This window comes from Edwardsiella sp. A.80236, assembly GCF_044540725.1.
Classification (GTDB): domain Bacteria; phylum Pseudomonadota; class Gammaproteobacteria; order Enterobacterales; family Enterobacteriaceae; genus Edwardsiella; species Edwardsiella tarda.
Genome location: NZ_JBIUCY010000005.1, coordinates 137,880 through 157,562, shown reverse-complemented (window position 1 = coordinate 157,562; position 19,683 = coordinate 137,880). Strand labels below are relative to the sequence as shown.

The following is a 19,683-nucleotide window of genomic DNA, read 5'->3' as shown; positions in this document are numbered from 1 at the left end:
TCCGCCCTACACAGCGACAGACGGATGAATGAGGACGTGAGGTTCAGGGACGCCCTTTGCCGTTAGCGAGGAAAACGCGTAGGTGGATATTTATTAATTGAATCAGATGATCAAATTTACCTGAGGAGTAAAGGGATGTCTGATATACCGCGTGCTGGATCCGATCTTATTTATCAACTCGAGGACAAACCGCCCTTTCACCAATTAATGGTGGGCGCGGTGACTCATCTATTAGCTATTTTCGTCCCCATGGTGGCACCGGCATTGATCGTCGGCACCGCCTTGGGCCTATCGACTGAAATCACCGCCTACCTGGTTTCGATGGCGATGATCGCCTCCGGCGTCGGCACCTGGCTACAGGTCAACCGCTATGGCTGCGTCGGTTCAGGTTTGTTGTCGATCCAGTCGGTCAACTTCTCCTTCGTCACCGTGATGATCGCCCTCGGCGGTGCGATGAAACACGATGGACTCCATGAAGAACTGATCGTCTCGACGCTGCTCGGCGTCTCCTTCGTCGGTGCCTTCCTGGTGGTGGGTGCCTCGTTTATCCTGCCCTACCTACGCCGGGTGATCACCCCGACGGTAAGCGGGGTGGTGGTGCTGATGATCGGCCTGAGCCTGATCAAGGTTGGCATCATCGACTTCGGCGGCGGCTTCGCAGCCAAGAGCAGCGGCACGTTTGGCAACTATGAAAACATCGGCGTCGGTCTGCTGGTACTGCTGGTGGTGATCGGCTTTAACTGTGCGCGCCACCCCTTGCTGCGGATGGGCGGCATCGCCATCGGGCTGATCGTCGGCTATATCGTGGCGCTGTGCCTGGGCATGGTCGATTTCAGCGCCCTGCGCGACCTGCCGCTGGTGACCGTGCCGGTTCCTTTCAAGTATGGCTTTACCTTCGACATGCACGCCTTCCTGGTGGCCGGCACCATCTATCTGCTGAGTGTGCTGGAGGCCGTAGGGGATATCACCGCGACCGCCATGGTCTCCAATCGTCCCATCGAGGGGCCGGAGTACCAGTCGCGCCTGAGCGGTGGTGTGCTGGCCGATGGGCTGGTATCGGTCATCGCCTCCGCCCTCGGTTCGCTGCCGCTGACCACCTTTGCGCAGAATAACGGGGTGATCCAGATGACGGGCGTGGCCTCGCGTTATGTCGGTCGGGCTATCGCCGTGATGCTGGTGATTCTGGGGCTGTTCCCGGTGATCGGCCGTTTCTTTACCACCATTCCCGCTCCGGTATTGGGGGGCGCGATGACGCTGATGTTCTCGATGATCGCCATCGCCGGGATCCGCATCATCATCTCCAACGGTCTACGCCGGCGCGAGACGATCATCGTCGCCACCTCCCTCGGGCTCGGGTTAGGCGTCTCCTATGATCCGGCGGTATTCCGGGTGTTGCCGGACTCCCTGTATGTGTTGGTGGAAAACCCCATTTGTGCCGGTGGCCTGACTGCCATCATCCTGAACCTGCTGATCCCGATGCGTAACAAGGCCGAGGTTCGCGAAGAGAAGGATACGGCGGTCGAGTCGTTACGCGGCGAAGAAGAGATGGATTGAGTCAACGAGTTGGCTGACGAGGAGTTAAACATGGTTTGTGAACACACGCTCAAGGCAGTACGCGGCAGCATCCTGGATGTCACCCGCACGGTAAGCGATCCGCAAGAGGTCGAATCCGCACTGCGTTTTATCGAAGATGGCCTGCTGCTGATCTGTAACGGTAAGGTTGATTGGTGCGGTACTTGGGAAGAGGGGAAGGCGCGTATTCCCGCGTCGATCCGTGTGCGCGATTATCGCGGTAAGCTGATCGTGCCCGGTTTCGTCGACACCCATATTCACTACCCACAGAGCGAGATGATCGGCGCCTATGGCGAGCAGCTGTTGGAGTGGTTGAATAAACATACCTTCCCGACCGAGCGGCGTTACAACGATCTCGATTATGCGCGCGAGATGTCTAACTTCTTCCTCAAGCAGTTGTTGCGTAACGGTACCACCACCGCTCTGGTGTTCGGCACCGTGCACCCCGAGTCGGTGGACGCACTGTTCGAGGCGGCCAGCCATATCAATATGCGCATGATCGCCGGCAAGGTGATGATGGACCGCAACGCGCCCGATTATCTGTTGGACGATGCCCAGAGCAGCTATGACCAGAGCAAGGCGCTGATCGAGCGTTGGCACAAGAATGGCCGCCTGCTGTACGCGATCACGCCGCGTTTCGCCCCGACCTCCAGCCCCGAGCAGTTGGCGATGGCCCAGCGCTTGCGTGAAGAGTACCCCGATACCTATTTGCACACCCATCTCTGCGAGAACCGTGAGGAGATCGCCTGGGTGAAGTCGCTCTACCCGCAGCATGATGGCTACCTGGATGTGTATCACCAGTATGGTTTGACCGGGAAGAACTGCGTGTTCGCTCACTGTATCCACCTGGAAGAGAAGGAGTGGGATTGCCTGAGCGATACCGGTTCGTCGATCGCCTTCTGTCCAACCTCCAACCTGTACCTCGGCAGCGGGCTGTTCAACTTACAAAAAGCCTGGCGTAAGCGGGTGAAAGTCGGGATGGGGACCGACATCGGCGCCGGCACCACCTTCAACATGTTGCAAACCCTGAATGAGGCCTACAAGGTGATGCAGCTCCAGGGTTGCCGCCTCTCCGCCTATGAGGCGTTCTACCTGGCGACGCTGGGTGGTGCGGCCTCGTTGGGACTGGATGATCGCATCGGTAACTTCCAGGAAGGGAAAGAGGCGGACTTTGTGGTGCTGGAGCCGACGGCAACGCCGTTGCAGCAACTGCGCTACGACAACTCTGTCTCCTTGGTGGATAAGCTGTTCGTCACCATGACACTGGGCGACGATCGCACCATATATCGTACTTATGTGGATGGTCGTTTAGTGTACGAACGCACCTAAAATGGCCCATTTTTGGGTTGAAATGACGAGCTATTAGGCCAGATAATCGTTTGCCTTTTACTTCCGTCCCATTTTTACCCGAATTTGGTCGCAGGATGTAGTGGCAGGGAGTAACGGCTGCCGGTAGGGCAGCCGACATGGGGCGGAGGGCAGATAAGAATCATAGGCCGCTCTGCATCAACAGACGTAATCGATTACGTTACAGATTAGTTTTCTAAATCACTCAGAGGACATCATCATGTCTAGCGATTCTTCTCAGGTATCGACGGCAGGGAAGTCACAGGGATCACTCGATGGCTTTTTTAAGATCTCTGCGCGTGGTAGCAGCGTACGTCAGGAGGTGCTCGCCGGTTTAACGACGTTTTTGGCGATGGTCTATTCGGTGATCGTGGTACCGGGCATGCTGGGCAAGGCCGGATTCCCGCCGAGTGCTGTCTTTGTGGCGACCTGTTTGGTGGCCGGCTTTGGTTCGCTGGTGATGGGGTTGTGGGCTAACCTGCCGATGGCCATCGGCTGCGCCATCTCCCTCACCGCCTTTACCGCCTTCAGCCTGGTGCTGGGGCAGCAGATCAGCGTGCCGGTGGCGTTAGGCGCCGTATTCCTGATGGGTATTCTGTTTACCGCCATCTCGGTGACCGGGATTCGAACCTGGATCCTGCGTAACTTGCCGATGGGGATCGCCCATGGCACCGGCATCGGTATCGGCCTGTTCCTGTTGCTGATTGCCGCCAACGGTGTCGGCCTGGTGGTGAAGAACCCATTAGAGGGGCTGCCGGTGGCGCTGGGGGCCTTCACCTCATTCCCGGTGATGATGTCGCTGCTGGGGCTGGCGGTGATCTTCGGATTGGAAAAACTGAAGGTGCCGGGCGGGATCCTGCTGGTGATCATCGGTATCTCTATTATCGGCCTGATCTTCGACCCGACCGTACAGTATCACGGCCTGGTGGCGATGCCGAGTCTGGCGGGGGCCGATGGCCAGTCACTGATCTTTAGCCTGGATATCATGGGCGCCTTGCAGCCGGTGGTCTTGCCGAGCGTACTGGCGCTGGTGATGACCGCGGTGTTCGATGCGACCGGCACCATTCGCGCGGTGGCCGGTCAAGCCAACCTGCTGGATAAAGAGGGGCAGATCATTAACGGTGGCAAGGCGCTGACCGCCGACTCCGTCAGCTCGATCTTCTCCGGCCTGGTCGGTGCCGCTCCGGCGGCGGTGTACATCGAATCGGCTGCCGGTACCGCTGCCGGTGGGAAGACCGGTTTGACCGCCGTGGTGGTCGGGGTGCTGTTCCTGCTGATCCTGTTCCTCTCTCCGCTCTCCTATCTGGTACCGGGCTACGCGACGGCACCGGCGCTGATGTATGTCGGCCTGCTGATGCTGAGCAACGTCGCCAAGCTGGACTTCAACGACTTCGTCGATGCTATGTCCGGCCTGGTCTGCGCGGTGTTTATCGTGTTGACCTGTAACATCGTTACCGGGATTATGCTGGGCTTCAGCACCCTGGTGATCGGCCGCGTATGCTCGAAAGAGTGGAACCGCCTGAACATCGGTACCGTGGTGATCGCGGTGGTGTTGGTCGGCTTCTACGCCGGGGGATGGGCTATCTAACCGCCTGGTCTCTCCATGTTGGAAAAGCGCCTACGGGCGCTTTTCTGCTGTCTGAGAGGGCGAAACTTCAACACCAGTGCTACCAGTCACGATTTTCCGACCCCGCCTAACCGTTTACGCTAGATTTCCCTTCGGTGAAAAATTCATAAGATGATATTTTGTAACGTGTTGCATTAATTACCTAGGCTGTGAGTCGGAACTAGCATGGAAATATTCTTCACAATCCTGATCCTGATTTTGGTGGTGTCACTCTCCGGTGTGCTGACGCGTATGCTGCCGTTTCAAGTCCCGTTGCCGTTGATGCAGATTGTCATCGGGGCACTGTTGGCCTGGCCGCATTTTGGGTTGCATGTCGATTTCGACCCAGAGCTGTTCCTGGTGCTGTTCATTCCCCCCTTGCTGTTCGCCGACGGCTGGAAGACGCCGACGCGTGAGTTTCTCCACCATGGGCGTGAGATCTTCGGCTTGGCATTAGTATTGGTGTTGATCACCGTGATCGGCGTCGGCTATTTCCTGCATCTGCTGCTACCGGAGGTACCGTTGGTGGCGGCCTTCGCATTAGCCGCCGTCCTGTCGCCGACCGACGCCGTGGCGCTCGGTGGGATCGTCGGTCAGGGGCGAATTCCGAAGAGCATCATGGGGGTGTTAGAAGGGGAGGCGCTGATGAACGACGCCTCCGGCCTGGTCGCCTTGAAGTTTGCCATCGCCGTGGCGATGGGCACCATGGTGTTCACCATCTCGGGTGCCACGCTGGAGTTTATCAAGGTGGCGTTGGGCGGTCTGCTGACCGGCGCGGCGGTCACCTGGCTGTACAGCAAGTCGTTACGGGTGATGAGCCGTTGGGCGGGGGATGACCCGGCCACCCAGATCGTCTTTCTGATGCTGCTGCCCTTCGCCAGTTACCTGATCGCCGAACATATTGGCGTCTCCGGCATCCTGGCCGCCGTCGCGGCCGGGATGACCATCAGTCAGTCGGGAGTGATCCGCAACGCGCCGCTGACCATGCGCCTACGCGCCAATAGCGTATGGGCGATGTTGGAATTCGTGTTTAACGGCATGGTATTCATCATGTTGGGGCTGCAATTACCGGGGATCCTAGAGAACTCCATCATCCAGGCCGATCGCGACCCCAATATCGAAACCTGGTATCTGTTCGCCGATGTGGTGTTGGTGTATGCGTTGCTATTGGTGCTGCGCTTCCTCTGGCTATGGGGCATGAAGCGTATCAGCCTCCACTTTTTTCAACGTAATCCGTTGCAGTTTGCCTCTTATAGCATGCGCGATCTGTGGATCGCCTCCTTCGCCGGGGTACGCGGGGCGATTACGCTGGCGGGTGTCCTCTCTATTCCGCTATTCCTGAGCGATGGCTCGCCGTTCCCTGGGCGTTATCAGTTGGTGTTCCTCGCCGCCGGGGTGATCCTGTTCTCCTTGCTGATCGGCGTGGTGGCGTTGCCGCTGCTGTTGCGCGGCGTCGAGGTCAGTGATGGCGCCACCTATCGCGACGAGGAGCTGATGGCGAAGTCGATCAGCGCCGAGGTGGCCATCGAGAGCCTGAAGAAGATGCAGGAGCGCTTGGAGGCAGACACCGAAGAGAACATCGATCCGCAGCTGCTTACCGAGGTCAGCTCCCGGGTGATCGGTAGCCTGCGGCGGCGGGTGATGACCAAGGAGAATGTCGACGAGATCCGCGAGGTAGAGAACCTGGAGCGCCGTTTCCGCTTAACGGCGTTGCGTGCCGAGCGGGGCGAGCTGTATCACCTGCGCGCCACACAGAAGATCAGCAACGAGACGCTGCAGAAGATGTTGCACGATCTGGATCTGCTGGAGGCGTTACTGATCGATAAGGGATAAGTGGAGGCCGCGTCGCTGGCTCGGGCCCCGCTCGTCTTAGACGGCCGGGGCTTTTTTCTTGCGACTCTGTGTGGTATCAGGGGTGCGGGGTCTCCGGTGTCTCATCGCTGGCGCAGTGCGTCAGCCGTTCGGGGTGCATCGTCCCTGCCGGCCAGAATTCACGGCAGCGGGCGATCCAGGCTTGGGCGCTGTGTGACAGATAGCGTCCGTGACACCAAATGAGCCCCAGGCGCCACATCAACGCGGGCTCCAGCGGCAGCCATAGCAGGCTGTGCGGATCGAGGCGCTGACAGATCGGCTGCGGTAGGATGGCGATCCCGACGCCGGCCTGCACCATGGCGGCCAAGAAGTCCCACTGCCCGCTACGTACCGCGATCTGCGGTTGTACCCCGGCGGCGGTGAAGGCCTGCATCAACTGTTGATAGAGCGCGAAGTCCTCGTTGTACAGCAGAATATTTTGCTGGGTGAGGTCGCTCATGCTCAGAGCCGTGCGGTTGAGCCAGGGGGCCTGGCGTGGCAGTAAGACATACAGCGGATGACTGAACAGGGGGAGTGAGGCGATCGCCGGATCGGGCTGGGTCGACAAGGCGGTCAGCGCCAGATCCAACTCACCGGAGAGTACCGCTTGCTCAACCGCCAGGCCGCCAAACTCGGCGATATGCAGCTCGATACCGGGGTAGCGCTGGCGAAATTCGCCGATCAGTCCAGCCATCTGGGTACCTACCATCGGCGGGATACCCAGTTTTAGGCTGCCCTTCGTCAGGGTGCCGAGATCGTCCAGCTCGGTTTTCAGTTGGGCGAATTGGTCGAGGATGGCTAACGCTCGCTGGTAGACGACGTTGCCACTATCGCTCAGCCGCAGTCCACGCCCCTCGCGGATCAGCAGGGTGCAGCCCAACTCCTCCTCCAGGTTGCGTAACATCTTACTGATGGTCGGCTGGGTGACGAACAGCTTCTCCGCCGCGCGGGTGAAGCTCTGTTGACGCACCACCTCAACAAAATAACGTAACGTTCTTACGTCCATGCAGGACTCCGCTATACAGGGATAGGTATGCCATTTATCAATGGCGCCAATAATTTTAATTCATTTTATGCCTATGATCCTCTCTGCCTATACTGTGCGCCTTATCACATAAATTCCCCTTCTGAGGTTAGTATGTCGCTGGCGTTACGCCATAGAGTGGTGCCGCTGTGCGCCCGTATGCGGGTCCCCGCACAGGTGGCGCTGTATGCGCTGTTGTTTGTCTTCTCCCAATGGCTGGTCAGCCGCTTCTCCCTGCCGTTACCGGCTAACATCGTCGGTATGGTGTTGATGCTGATACTGATCGCGTTGCGTATTGTGCCGCTGGCGTGGGTGAAGGCGGGCTCCCGCTGGTTGCTGGCGGAGATGCTGTTGTTCTTCGTCCCGGCGGTGGTGGCGGTGGTGAACTATGCCGCGTTGCTGATGGTCGAGGGCTGGCGCATCGTGGCGGTGATCGCCCTGAGTACCGTGTTGACACTTGGCCTGACGGCGCTGGTGGTGGATCGGGTGTACCGTTTAGAGTTGCGCCTCCAGCGGCGACGCCGCGCCGTGGTGGAGCCGTCATGAATAGCCTCGCGCTCAGTCTGCTGTGTCTGGCGGTGACGCTGGTGCTCTACTTCGCCAATAAGCGCCTCTACCGACGCATCCATCGCATCTGGCTGATGCCGTTGGTCTTGACGCCGCTGCTGCTGGTACTGTTGCTGTTACTGGGGCATATCTCTTACCGTGACTATATGGGCGAGAGTCACTGGTTACTCTGGCTATTGGGGCCGGCCACCATCGCCTTTGCCGTACCGGTGTATGAGAACCTGGCGATCATACGTCGCCACTGGTTATCGTTGACGATCGGGGTGCTGACGTCGACGCTGGTGGCGGTGCTCAGTTCGGTCTGGTTGGCTCGCCTGCTGACCCTGCCGGAGAGCATCCAACGTAGCCTGGCGGTACGGTCGATCACCACCCCCTTTGCCATCGAGGCGGCCAAGCGCCTGGGTGGTCAGCCAGATCTGGTGGCCCTGTTCGTGGTGATCACCGGGGTGTTTGGCATGGCGGTAGGCGACATGTTGTTATTGCGTCTGGCGGTGCGGAGTGGCATGGCTAAGGGGGCGGGACTGGGCGCCTCATCCCACGGCGCAGGCACGGCCAAGGCCTATGAGTTAGGACAGACCGAGGGCGTGGTCGCCAGCCTGGTCATGATGCTGGCGGGGGTGGTGACCGTGTTGCTTTCTCCGTTGATCGGTCGTCTGTTGTGGTAACACCAGTCAGGCCCCGTCGTTAGGACGGGGCGTCCTCGTCAGGGAAACATCTGCGCCAGATAGTGTGTTAAGCGATCGCGTGAGGTGAAGCCGTGCGGGATGCCGACATAGGTCGGTGATGCGGCATCGGGCAGTAGCGGAAAGCGCACATAGGCCGGACTGCTGCGTTGCGCGTCGGAGGGCTGGGCGAAGCGCAGGCTACGCTGAGCCAGATCGGGGTGGATCAGCAGCGCGGTACGCCCGAGTCGGACCTCCCGATTGACATAGACATAGTGCTCCCCCTTGTGAAAACCATAGGCTTGATCGCAGACGGCATCGCGAATAAATCCGGCGCGCAGCAGGACTTGCGCGACCTCGTCGGGACGTAAATACATCACCATTCTCCCTATTTATTTTTGCCCTATGACCTTAACGGATCGCGTGCGTGCCACAAGCGGACTTTTCCGGAATGGCTGAGATCGTCGGCGAACGCCACTCAATGACTGGCTTTTACGCTGATCGTAGCGATGTTATCGCGTGAGCAGGCCATGGCTGTCCGCGTGTCGGTCAACCGTAAGTGGCGGCAAGGTGGGGAGCAGGGCGCCCGTTCGAGCACGCGCCCTGCTAATATCTTAAGAGAAGATGGTGAACGGTGAGCAGACAAACTGCTGATTACCTATCGTCATGTTGTAGCGGTCGGTACCCGGCAGGCCACTCTGCATCTTGATGCCGAAGCGGATGGTGATATGGGCCGGATCCGGGGTAAAGGTGCCGCTGGCCTGATCATAACGCGACAGGGTATAGACCACGTCATCGGACATATCGGCGGTACGCTTGGCAACGTAGGTTTGCGTCAGGTTATTCGATGGATCGGTGATCTTCAGTGCCATCATATTGTCACTATTGATCGCCGTGGAGAGTACCTTTAACCCGCCACAGTTGGTTTGCCCGACAACCGGATAGGGGCCGATCATGTCGGCCGCCTGGGCGATGCCAGAGAGGGAGGCCACCGTCAGTAAAGCTATAAACGTTTTTTTCATCATCGTGTCTGCCTGATGTAATCAAGGACGTCAGTGTCGTCAAAATGCAGCCGAGGCCAAGCCTCTTTGCAGCCAAAAAAATGCCGCCAACGTCATCCGTGGCGCAGTAAGAAGCACCGCCTAGTGTAGGGAAACGCGCTGTGGCGTCTAGCGGGGCAATGCAAAAATTTATGACAGCATGCGTTCGCCAGGGTTCCCTGGCCGCGCGCCGCTATGGCGCAATGTCAATCAGGGTCAGGCGGGGAAATATTTATTTGCTAAAAAAAGGCAGGGTAGCGCGAGTGGCGGCGTAGCATTGCCAATAGAACATGGGTATGAGTAGGCGAAACGGAGTCCTAGGCGATGAGTGACAGAATGAATATTCGGCGTCTGACTTTCGATGTCGATAAGGCGATCTCTCAACCGACGATCATTGAGATCGCGCAGGCGATCCACGCTTGCAGCGGGGTGAGTGCCTTTAATATCACGGTGAGTGATATCGACATCGAAACTGTCGGGATGGATGTGACCATTGTCGGTGAGTATCTCGACCATGATCAGCTGGTCGAGGCGATGGAGAATACCGGGGCGGCGGTGCACAGCGTCGATCAAATCGTCTGTGGCAGTGAGATCGTCGAACGTAGTCCGCGAGCGCGCTAAACATGCGCCTGCTACGACGAGAGCACCATAGCTATAATCTCGTGGCCTTATTGGGTGGCGCGGTCTCGGGAACGATGAGCGCCGCGCTGCTCGCCATTGGTGCGCTATGGGCCGATGGCACACCCCTTGCCAGACCGATGCTGCTGACTATCGGTACCGTGAGCGCCCTCTCCAGCGCTTTCGCCTTCCTGCTCTCCCACTATGCCGGGCTGCGTGACGACTTGTTGCATGCTGAGCGCCAGCTGAATCTGACGGCGTCTGGGCGGCTGGCCAGTGGCATCCTGGGACGTAAGATCTTGCGCCAGGCGCTGCATGCGACCCTGTATGCCGCGCTCGCCTACTTGCTCTGCTTCGGCTTGCCCTTTCTGTTGGCATGGCCGTTCCCTGGCCTACCTTGGCTCCCGGCCGTCATCACGCTGTTATTGATCATCGTGATGGCGTTGCTCTTAGCGCGGGTGATGCAGGCGCGGCGCTGGGCCACCCTGGGTGTGGTGTCGCTCGGTTTTGTGCTCTGTGCCGTGATCGGGGCGTTGCTGCGCTACCGTTGAGGGCGGCTCCGGAGCGAGCGGCCTGGCATCTGTGAGGGAGAAGAAGATAAAAAAGGCGCTGTATCCGGAGAGGAACAGCGCCTTTTTTCAATAGGTTAACTGACGTTAATCAGTTCATGCCATATTTTTTCAGTTTCTTGCGCAGCGTACCGCGGTTGATGCCCATCATCAGGGCCGCACGGGTCTGGTTACCACGGGTGTACTGCATCACCATGTCTAACAGAGGCTGTTCCACTTCAGCCAGTACCAGCTCATACAGGTCGTTTACGTCCTGACCGTTCAGTTGAGCAAAATAGTTCTTCAGTGCTTGTTTAACCGAGTCACGCAGGGGCTTTTGAGTCACCTGATCCTGAGAGTTAACGGTAGAAACGGTCAGTACGTCAGAATTTACGCGTTGTTCGAACATAGTTCTGTCAGCTCTTTTTTTACGCTAAGTTTTTCGAAGTATGCCTCCAACGCCTCCAGCTGCTCGCTGGCGTCCTCAATGGCGTTGAATGTGCGCCGAAACTGGTCATTCGGGGCGTGTGCCTGGAGATACCAGGACACGTGTTTACGGGCGATGCGCAGTCCTTTTCCCGAGCCGTAAAAATCATGCAGCTCTTTGACATGCCCGGCCAATAGCCGCTTTATCTCGCCCAAGGGCATGGGCGGCAGCAGCTCCCCTGTGTCCAGATAATGCTGGATTTCCCGGAAGATCCAGGGTCTTCCCTGGGCGGCGCGACCAATCATCAGAGCATCCGCTCCGGTGTAGTCGAGCACCGCCTTGGCTTTATGCGGGTCAGTTATGTCTCCATTCGCGATAATCGGAATGGAAACATGCTGCTTAACTGTCCGAATGCTGTCGTACTCGGCCTCGCCGTTAAACAGGCAGGCACGGGTTCGGCCATGAATGGTCAAGGCCTGAATGCCACAGCGTTCAGCCAATTGGGCAATCTCGACACAGTTACGGTGTGCCGGATCCCAGCCGGTGCGTATCTTCAGGGTCACCGGAACCGCCACCGCGCCGACTACGGCGCGGAGGATCTGTTCCACCTGGTCGGGGTACTGCAACAAGGCAGAACCCGCCAGTTTGCGGTTTACCTTCTTGGCCGGACAACCCATGTTGATGTCGATGATCTGCGCGCCGAAATCTGCATTGATCTTGGCTGCCGCGGCCATCTCGTCGGGGTCATTACCGGCGATCTGCACAGCTCGGATGCCTGGCTCATCCATATGTACCATGCGCAGACGTGACTTATCCGTACGCCACACTTCCGGATTGGAAGAGAGCATCTCGGAAACCGCCATACCGGCGCCCATCTCATAGCACAGGGTGCGAAAGGGGCGATCGGTGATGCCCGCCATGGGCGCAGCGATAAGACGATTTTTAAGTTGGATATTTCCGATGCGCATAGACAAAGAGTGACCATACTGTGTCCGCAAGGGCGCGTATATTACGCATTTTTGCGCAGATATGAAAGGCCAAACTTTGAACAATCGACTGTCGTAGATCAAGGAAAGAGGGATGCTCTCGACACCTAGTAAAAATAATACAATATAAACAATTAGTTATCTATTTTTGCGCAAAAACTGCGCTGGGCGATTTTCTCTAAAGTTATTGTGACTGTCACGCTAAGGAAACAGTGCAACTCCATGCGATTGCTGTTTTTATCAGCACAATCACACTATTTTATGCGAGCGGAGTCTCATTTTCTTCTCGAATGCGCTGCAAAATTGGCCTGCGACACGCCAGCCGTGCGGCAGCGAAAGGGGACGCGCGGAGAGGGAAAGCGACGAAGGGAGGACGGGGTGAGGGGGGATGAGGATGGCGCACCCTCTTCTGATAAGCGGCGTCCAGGAAGGGCGAGGATCGGCTGGCGACCGATGAGGCCGCCAGCCATGGTGCTTAACGGCGCACGCCGGTGATGCGACACCACTCTTCGCGTTCGGCCACCGCATCCAGCGCGAACTGGTCACGGTAGGCTTCGCAGACGCTCTCCGCCTGGCTCGCCAGGATGCCAGAGAGTCCCAGATGCCCCCCCTGACGCGGTAGACAGCTGATCAACGGCGCCAGCTCGCGCAGAGGGCCCGCCAGGATGTTGGCGACCACCACATCGGCGCTGAGGTTGGCCGGTTGATCCTGCGGCAGATAGAGCTCCAGTCGCTCGGAGACGCCGTTGCGTTCGGCGTTATCACGGCTGGCCTGGATCGCCTGCGGATCGATGTCGATGCCGATGGCCCGTGCGGCGCCCAGCTTCAGCGCGGCGATCGCCAGGATGCCGGAGCCGCAGCCGAAGTCGATGACCGTCTTACCAGCCAGATCCAGCCCATCGAGCCATTGCAGGCACAGGGCGGTGGTCGGATGGGTACCGGTACCGAAGGCCAGTCCCGGATCGAGCATCACGTTGACGGCCTCGGGATCGGGGATCTCACGCCAGCTCGGGCAGATCCACAGGCGACGGCCAAACTGCATCGGGTGGAAGTTATCCATCCACTCACGTTCCCAGTCCTTATCTTCGATCTGTTCGATCTTATGGCGGAAGTCCGCGCCCAGCGCCGGATGGCGCGCCAGCTCAGCGACCACCTGGGCCATCTCGGTCTCGGCATCGAACAGGCCGATGACGTCGGTATCCCCCCACAGCAGGGTCTCGCCCGGTAGCGGCTCGAACACCGGATTATCGTGGCTATCCTGGAAGGTGACGGACACGGCGCCGCACGCCATCAGCGCGTCGCTCAGGGTCTCCGCCTGACTACCGGTGGAGTTGATTTTGATTTGGATCCAAGGCATGGCATGTCTCTTTTACTAGTCGGTTGATTCGCTGGCAGCGAGCACAGGCTGCGCTCGGCTGCCGAAATAGTTTCCTACCCAGAAGGCCAGTAATCCCAGCACGAGGGAGGGCACGATCGGGTGCAGGTGGAACAGTTGGATCTTCAGGCTGGCCAGTAAGGCATAGCTGGCGGCGCCGACGATCATCGAGCTCAGGGCGCCGTGCGCGTTGGCCCGCTCCCAGTATAGCCCCAGTACTAACGGCCAGAGGAACACCGCCTCCAGACCACCGAAGGCCAACAGGTTCAGCCAGATGATCATCTCCGGTGGCCGCCAGGCCGCCAGCAGCAGTAGCGCGCCGAGGATCAGGGTCGAGGCGGCCGACAGGCGAGCCAGGCGGCGTTCGTTATTCACCGCCTGGGGTCGTAGGCCAAGATACAGATCTTTGACGATAGTCGCCGAGGATTGCAGCAATTGAGCGTTGATCGTCGACATGATCGCCGCCATCGGCGCGGCCAGGAAGATGCCGGCGGCGAAGGGCGGCAGCACCCGCACCATCAGCGTCGGTATCACCATGTCCGGCACCGTCAGATCGGGCAGCACCGCCCGTCCGAGCGCGCCTGCCAGGTGCATCCCGAGCATCAGCAGGGCGACGACGATGGTCCCGATGATGATGGCGCGATGCACCGCCTTGCTGTCCTTGTAGGAGATGCAGCGCACGGCGGTATGCGGCAAGCCGATGACGCCGAAGCAGACCAGGATCCAGAAGGAGGCCATAAACGGCAGGCTCAGGATGTCGTCGGCTCCCTGGGGCGAGACCAGCTTGGGATCGATGCGTTGTAGCGTCTCGACGGCGGCGTGCATGCCACCGGCGGCGTGGATGATCCCCACCAACAGCAGCAGGGTACCGAGCAGCATCACCACGCCCTGCATGGCGTCGTTGAGCACGCTGGCGCGGAAGCCCCCGAAGGCGGTGTATAGGGCGATGGTGACCCCGAAGATCAGCAACCCGGCATCGTAGGGGATGCCGGCGGCGCTCTCCAGCAGACGGGCCCCGCCGATAAACTGTACCGTCATCGCGCCGATAAAGGCGATCAACAGGCTGAGGCTGGCGACCCACACCAGCAGGCGACTACCATAGCGTGCGTACAGCATGTCGTTCAGCGTGACGGCCTGATACTTACGGGCCAGGATGGCGAACTTCTTCCCCAGAACGCCCAGAGAGAGCCACACGGCGGGTAGTTGGATCATCGCCAGTAACACCCAGCCGAGGCCGTACTTATAGGCCGCGCCTGGGCCACCGATGAATGAGCTGGCGCTGATATAGGTCGCGGTCAGGGTCATCGCCAGGACGAAGCCGCCCATCGAGCGGTCACCGAGGAAGTAGTCGTTGAGAAAGTTGCCTTTCTGGCGGCGGCGGTAGGCGTAAATCGACAGGCCGAAGACCAGAACCAGGTAACCAATCAGAGGCAGGATTACGTCAGTCTGCATTATCGCTCCCCAGCGGTATAGACTTGAAAATCAGGCGAACCATCGCCCAGCACAGCAGAATAAATAACAGCGGCAGCAGTAGGCAGGCCATTTCGAACCAGTGCGGCAGGCCGGTGATACCCAACAGGCTATCGGGTAGATAGCCTGCGGCAACCCAGGCCAGCAGATAGGCCAGCGTCAGCCATAAGGCCCAGCGGGCCTCACGGTGCGCCTGCGCGAAACGTGCATCCATGGGATCTCCCAGTGTCGGTAAGCCAATAAGCAAAAGCAGGGAATTGTACGGCAATGCGCCCGTCGATGCAGCGTCGGCTGATAATCAGGAAAGCAAAAGGCCGGTTGCCCGGCCTTTGAGAGGGTGTGCCATAGGGACGGCGATTATTTGTCCTGCAGGCCCAGCTTCTTCTCCAGGTAGTGGATGTTGGTGCCACCGGCCTGGAAGTTCGGATCGGTCATGATCGACTGCTGCAGCTCGATGTTGGTCTTGATGCCATCGATGATCAGCTCCGCCAACGCGTTTCTCATGCGGGCGATGGCCACGTCGCGGTTTTCGCCGTAGCAGATCAGTTTCCCGATCATGGAGTCATAGTACGGCGGTACGGTATAACCGGCGTAGATATGGGACTCCCAACGCACACCGAAGCCACCCGGCGCATGGAAGCGGGTGATCTTACCCGGGCTGGGCAGGAAGGTCTTAGGATCTTCGGCGTTGATACGGCATTCGACCGCGTGGCCGCGCACCTGTACCTCGTGCTGTTTGATCGACAGCGGTTGACCGGCCGCGATACGCAGCTGCTCTTTGATCAGATCGACGCCGGTGATCATCTCGGTAACCGGGTGTTCAACCTGAATACGGGTGTTCATCTCGATAAAGTAGAACTCACCGTTTTCGAACAGAAACTCGAAGGTCCCCGCCCCGCGGTAGCCGATGTCGACACACGCCTTGGCGCAGCGTTCGCCGATATAGCGACGCAGTTCCGGCGTGATGCCCGGAGCCGGTGCCTCTTCCACCACTTTCTGGTGACGGCGTTGCATCGAGCAGTCGCGTTCGGCCAGATAGATGGCGTTGCCCTGGCCGTCGGCCAGCACCTGGATCTCGATGTGACGCGGATTCTCCAGGTACTTCTCCATGTAGACCATGTCGTTATTGAAGGCCGCTTTCGCCTCCGCCTTGGTCATCAGGATGGACTGAGCCAGCTCCTTGTCACCACGCACGACACGCATGCCGCGACCGCCGCCGCCGCCAGAGGCCTTGATGATCACCGGATAGCCGATGCGCTTGGCGATGGCACGGTTCTTCTCCATGTCATCATCCAGCGGGCCATCGGAGCCCGGTACACACGGCACGCCGGCTTTCTTCATTGCGCTGATGGCAGAGACTTTATCCCCCATCAGGCGAATGGTTTCCGCCTTGGGGCCGATGAAGATAAAACCGGAACGCTCCACCTGCTCGGCGAAGTCGGCGTTTTCAGACAGGAACCCATATCCCGGGTGGATCGCCACCGCACCGGTGATCTCCGCAGCGGAGATGATGGCTGGAATATTGAGGTAACTTTTAACGGACTGCGCCGGACCGATACAAATGGTCTCGTCCGCCAGCAGCACGTGTTTCAGATCGCGATCCGCCGTGGAGTGCACCGCTACGGTCTTGATCCCCAGCTCCTTACAGGCGCGCAGGATCCGCAGGGCGATTTCACCACGGTTAGCGATAACAATTTTATCTAGCATGTTCGCCCCGTTATTCGATGATGACCAGCGGCTCGTCGAATTCAACTGGTTGACCGTTTTCGACCAGGATCGCCTTCACCACGCCGGATTTATCGGCTTCGATCTGGTTCATCATTTTCATCGCTTCAACGATACACAGCGGATCGCCGGCATTGACCTGCTGGCCGACTTCGACGAATGCCTTGGCTTCCGGGCTCGGCGTACGGTAGAAGGTACCGACCATCGGAGAACGGACGACATGGCCGCTCAGGGCCGCATTGCCGTTATCGGCCGGAGCCGGTGCGGCTGCCGGGGCCACTGCCGCCGGGGCCGGTGCTACGGCGGGAGCGGCGGCGTAGAACGGTTGCATGGCCGGCATGCTGGCCATCGCCGGGGCACGACTAATGCGTACTGATTCTTCACCTTCAGAGATTTCCAGCTCAGCGATGCCGGACTCTTCAACCAGTTCGATCAGTTTCTTGATTTTACGAATATCCATGTGTGATTCCGTACTCGTTGTTGTTACGAAGATTGTGGATGCACGCCGCGCACGGCGGCAGACAGGCGCACACTCCGGTTTAGCGTGATACGTTCAGGCGGTTAACCGCCGCCTGTAGGGCATATTCATACCCTTCGGCGCCCAGGCCGCAAATGACCCCCACGGCGACATCCGACAGATAGGAGTGGTGGCGGAAGGGCTCGCGGGCATGCACGTTGGACAGGTGGATCTCAATAAACGGGATCTGCACCGCCAGCAGGGCATCGCGCAGCGCTACGCTGGTATGGGTAAACGCTGCCGGGTTAATCAATATAAAATCGGTGTTGCCGAAGGCGGCGTGGATCTGTGCGATCAGCTCATGTTCTGCATTGGACTGCACATGGCGCAACTGCACGCCGAGCGTCTGTGCCCGCTGATCCAACCGTGCCGTAATCTGCGCCAGCGTCTGGGAACCATATTTTTCCGGCTCACGAACGCCCAGCATATTCAGATTGGGACCATTGAGAAGCAAAATGTTGAACTTGTTGGCCATTGTGCCGCCATCTCCGGCAATCAGACGAATTTTGCCAAAATAACCCGATGTCGCCGCCTTGTCACTCTTTCTCTGCCAATTTGTGGCATCGATCGGCATACAAGGTCGGGCATTATAATGATTTCGGTTCAATTCGCAGCTGAATACTGGTCGAATCAGCGAAGATATGCAACCCGTCCGTGTGACGGACGAGTCGACATGTTAGCGATTAGATACTAAAAATGGCTGCAAGTTCCACTGGTTATCGCCACCATTGGCGGATTTTTTGATAACGCAATGCTAACAAGATCAGCGCGCCGAGTGCGTAAAAAAACGGCTGCGGTGAGAGGGTCTTCACCGACCACAGATAGTGGATCGGCACGGCGATCGCCGCCAGATAGATCAGATTGTGCAGGCGTTGCCAATGCGTACCCAGTGCGGACATGGCGCGTCGCGTCGAGGTGAGGGCCAAGGCCAGCAGGATGAGCCACGCGGCCAGCCCGAGGGTGAGGTAGGGGCGCCGTAGCAATTCGCTACCCAATAATCTCAGGTTGCCACCCAGCTCCAGCATCAGGTAGCTCAGCAGATGCAGGCTGGCCCAGGCGAAACACCAGAGTCCCAATAGGCGCCGGGTGCGCATCAACGCCGCCTGACGGGTGAAGCGTGCCAGGGGAGAGACCAGCAGGGTCGCCAGCAGCAGCTTCAGCGCCATCAGCCCGGTAATATGCTGGATATCCTTGGCCGGATCGGCACTCAACGCTCCCAGCGACGCCGCTAATGGCAACCAGATCAGTGGCAAGGCGGCGGCCAGCCAGATGGCGATCTTCAGCAGGGTAATCTGGGCAGGACTCAGTCGTTTCATCAATAGAACTTCCTCAGATCCATCCCCTGATATAACGCCGCCACCTGTGCGCCATAGCCATTAAACGGTAGCGTCGGTTGGCGTTTGACATCCAGTAGGCCACCGCTGCCGATGAAACGTTCGCTGGCCTGAGACCAGCGTGGATGGTCCACCTGTGGGTTGACGTTGGCGTAGAAGCCATACTCGCTTGGGGCGAGCTGGTTCCAGGTGGTCGGCGGCGCATTCTCTACCAGGCGAATATGGACGATGGACTTAATGCTCTTGAAGCCATACTTCCACGGTACCGTCAGGCGGATCGGCGCCCCATTCTGCGGTGCTAATCCCTTGCCGTAGACACCGACGCTGAGCAGCGTCAACGGATGCATGGCTTCATCCATCCGTAACCCTTCGATATAGGGATACTTCAAGCCGCCACCGATAAAGCGATCCTTCTGCCCCGGCATCTGCTCGGGATCGTACAACGTGGTGAAGGCGACATAGCGCGCCCGACTGGTGGGCTCGGCCTGGCGCAGTAGGTGTCCCAGCTCGAAGCCGACCCAGGGGATCACCATCGACCAAGCCTCCACACAGCGCATGCGATAGATACGCTCCTCCAGCGGGAAGCGGCGCAGAATAGCGTCCATATCCAGGGTCATCGGTTTGGCCACCTCGCCATCGATGGTGACTTTCCAGCCGGCGGTACGCAACGATCCGGCATTCGCCGCCGGATCGGCCTTGTCCAGACCGAACTCGTAGAAGTTGTTATAACCGCTGACCTTATCCTCGGGTGTCAGAGGAAGGTCGGCCTGCCAGGTGGCGGGGCGGGTAAACGTCAGTGGATCACCCGGCGGTGCCGGGGGACGATCGTTGCCTTTAAACCAGGACAATAAGTTGGCCTGAGCTGAGGGGGTGAGGGCTAGCGCCGCCGTACTAATACCGAGCGCCTTGAGCACGCGGCGACGCTGAAAGAATAGCGCTTCCGGGGTGACATCGCTGTCGCGCAGTTTCGGGTATCGGGCCATACTCGCACTCCTTGATGATGAGGGTGATGAT

Annotated in this window: 21 protein-coding genes; 8 read left to right on the top strand and 13 right to left on the bottom strand. The window is 58.9% G+C overall.

Annotation, left to right across the window (positions count from 1 at the left end):
• Positions 1-135: 135 nt before the first annotated feature.
• From ACEQFP_RS06725 to ACEQFP_RS06710, 4 genes are all read left to right on the top strand, one after another.
• Positions 136-1,554: a nucleobase:cation symporter-2 family protein gene (locus ACEQFP_RS06725; protein ID WP_005289763.1), complete on the top strand. Its 1,419-nt coding sequence runs from the start codon at positions 136-138 to the stop codon at positions 1,552-1,554.
• A 30-nt stretch (positions 1,555-1,584) separates the two neighbouring features.
• Positions 1,585-2,901, top strand: a complete 1,317-nt coding sequence (guaD, locus tag ACEQFP_RS06720; RefSeq protein ID WP_005296149.1) for a guanine deaminase — start codon at positions 1,585-1,587, stop codon at positions 2,899-2,901.
• A 238-nt stretch (positions 2,902-3,139) separates the two neighbouring features.
• Positions 3,140-4,507, top strand: coding sequence for an NCS2 family permease (locus tag ACEQFP_RS06715; protein ID WP_005289768.1), 1,368 nt, complete (start codon positions 3,140-3,142; stop codon positions 4,505-4,507).
• A 204-nt stretch (positions 4,508-4,711) separates the two neighbouring features.
• Entirely contained in the window at positions 4,712-6,358 is a 1,647-nt protein-coding gene (locus ACEQFP_RS06710) for a Na+/H+ antiporter (protein WP_035597009.1), read from the top strand.
• 76 nt (positions 6,359-6,434) lie between these two features.
• Here ACEQFP_RS06710 and ACEQFP_RS06705 read toward each other — a convergent pair whose 3' ends face one another.
• Entirely contained in the window at positions 6,435-7,382 is a 948-nt protein-coding gene (locus ACEQFP_RS06705) for a LysR family transcriptional regulator (RefSeq protein WP_005289772.1), read from the bottom strand.
• 132 nt (positions 7,383-7,514) lie between these two features.
• On the opposite strand from ACEQFP_RS06705, the gene ACEQFP_RS06700 reads away from it, so the two are divergent.
• Positions 7,515-7,946 carry a CidA/LrgA family protein gene (locus ACEQFP_RS06700; protein WP_005296158.1) on the top strand — a complete coding sequence of 144 codons (432 nt, stop codon included), beginning with the start codon at positions 7,515-7,517 and terminating at the stop codon, positions 7,944-7,946.
• Positions 7,943-8,632 carry an LrgB family protein gene (locus ACEQFP_RS06695; protein ID WP_035597012.1) on the top strand — a complete coding sequence of 230 codons (690 nt, stop codon included), beginning with the start codon at positions 7,943-7,945 and terminating at the stop codon, positions 8,630-8,632. The genes ACEQFP_RS06700 and ACEQFP_RS06695 overlap by 4 nt, the downstream gene beginning before the upstream one ends.
• Positions 8,633-8,670: 38 nt before the next feature.
• On the opposite strand, the gene ACEQFP_RS06690 is transcribed toward ACEQFP_RS06695, so the two are convergent.
• Both ACEQFP_RS06690 and ACEQFP_RS06685 read right to left on the bottom strand, forming a co-directional pair.
• Positions 8,671-9,006 carry a DUF2002 family protein gene (locus tag ACEQFP_RS06690; RefSeq protein WP_005289778.1) on the bottom strand — a complete coding sequence of 112 codons (336 nt, stop codon included), beginning with the start codon at positions 9,004-9,006 and terminating at the stop codon, positions 8,671-8,673.
• A 237-nt stretch (positions 9,007-9,243) separates the two neighbouring features.
• Complete coding sequence (locus ACEQFP_RS06685; protein ID WP_005289779.1) at positions 9,244-9,654, bottom strand: hypothetical protein; 411 nt, start codon at positions 9,652-9,654, stop codon at positions 9,244-9,246.
• A gap of 339 nt (positions 9,655-9,993) precedes the next feature.
• Here ACEQFP_RS06685 and ACEQFP_RS06680 point away from each other — a divergent pair, with 339 nt between their 5' ends.
• Both ACEQFP_RS06680 and ACEQFP_RS06675 read left to right on the top strand, forming a co-directional pair.
• Positions 9,994-10,290, top strand: a complete 297-nt coding sequence (locus ACEQFP_RS06680; protein WP_005289782.1) for a DUF211 domain-containing protein — start codon at positions 9,994-9,996, stop codon at positions 10,288-10,290.
• Positions 10,291-10,292: 2 nt separating this feature from the next.
• On the top strand, positions 10,293-10,838 hold the full coding sequence (locus tag ACEQFP_RS06675) for a hypothetical protein (protein ID WP_005289784.1): 546 nt from the start codon (positions 10,293-10,295) through the stop codon (positions 10,836-10,838).
• A gap of 109 nt (positions 10,839-10,947) precedes the next feature.
• Here the strand turns inward: ACEQFP_RS06675 and fis are convergent, their stop codons facing one another.
• From fis to msrP, 10 genes are all read right to left on the bottom strand, one after another.
• On the bottom strand, positions 10,948-11,244 hold the full coding sequence (gene fis / locus ACEQFP_RS06670; RefSeq protein ID WP_000462905.1) for a DNA-binding transcriptional regulator Fis: 297 nt from the start codon (positions 11,242-11,244) through the stop codon (positions 10,948-10,950).
• Positions 11,226-12,230 (bottom strand): tRNA dihydrouridine synthase DusB, encoded by a 1,005-nt coding sequence (gene dusB, locus ACEQFP_RS06665; protein ID WP_005289787.1) that lies wholly within the window; start codon positions 12,228-12,230, stop codon positions 11,226-11,228. Before dusB ends, fis begins: the two co-directional genes overlap by 19 nt.
• Before the next feature lie 493 nt (positions 12,231-12,723).
• Positions 12,724-13,605, bottom strand: coding sequence for a 50S ribosomal protein L11 methyltransferase (prmA, locus tag ACEQFP_RS06660; protein ID WP_035597026.1), 882 nt, complete (start codon positions 13,603-13,605; stop codon positions 12,724-12,726).
• A 15-nt stretch (positions 13,606-13,620) separates the two neighbouring features.
• Complete coding sequence (gene panF, locus ACEQFP_RS06655) at positions 13,621-15,075, bottom strand: sodium/pantothenate symporter (protein WP_005289795.1); 1,455 nt, start codon at positions 15,073-15,075, stop codon at positions 13,621-13,623.
• Positions 15,065-15,307: a YhdT family protein gene (locus ACEQFP_RS06650; RefSeq protein WP_005289796.1), complete on the bottom strand. Its 243-nt coding sequence runs from the start codon at positions 15,305-15,307 to the stop codon at positions 15,065-15,067. Before ACEQFP_RS06650 ends, panF begins: the two co-directional genes overlap by 11 nt.
• Before the next feature lie 143 nt (positions 15,308-15,450).
• Positions 15,451-16,800: an acetyl-CoA carboxylase biotin carboxylase subunit gene (gene accC, locus ACEQFP_RS06645; protein WP_005289798.1), complete on the bottom strand. Its 1,350-nt coding sequence runs from the start codon at positions 16,798-16,800 to the stop codon at positions 15,451-15,453.
• 10 nt (positions 16,801-16,810) lie between these two features.
• Positions 16,811-17,278 carry an acetyl-CoA carboxylase biotin carboxyl carrier protein gene (gene accB / locus ACEQFP_RS06640; RefSeq protein WP_005289800.1) on the bottom strand — a complete coding sequence of 156 codons (468 nt, stop codon included), beginning with the start codon at positions 17,276-17,278 and terminating at the stop codon, positions 16,811-16,813.
• Between the two features lie 79 nt (positions 17,279-17,357).
• Complete coding sequence (gene aroQ, locus ACEQFP_RS06635) at positions 17,358-17,810, bottom strand: type II 3-dehydroquinate dehydratase (protein WP_005296171.1); 453 nt, start codon at positions 17,808-17,810, stop codon at positions 17,358-17,360.
• Between the two features lie 241 nt (positions 17,811-18,051).
• Entirely contained in the window at positions 18,052-18,651 is a 600-nt protein-coding gene (gene msrQ / locus ACEQFP_RS06630; protein WP_005289804.1) for a protein-methionine-sulfoxide reductase heme-binding subunit MsrQ, read from the bottom strand.
• Entirely contained in the window at positions 18,651-19,652 is a 1,002-nt protein-coding gene (msrP, locus tag ACEQFP_RS06625) for a protein-methionine-sulfoxide reductase catalytic subunit MsrP (protein ID WP_396464056.1), read from the bottom strand. Before msrP ends, msrQ begins: the two co-directional genes overlap by 1 nt.
• Positions 19,653-19,683: the final 31 nt, after the last annotated feature.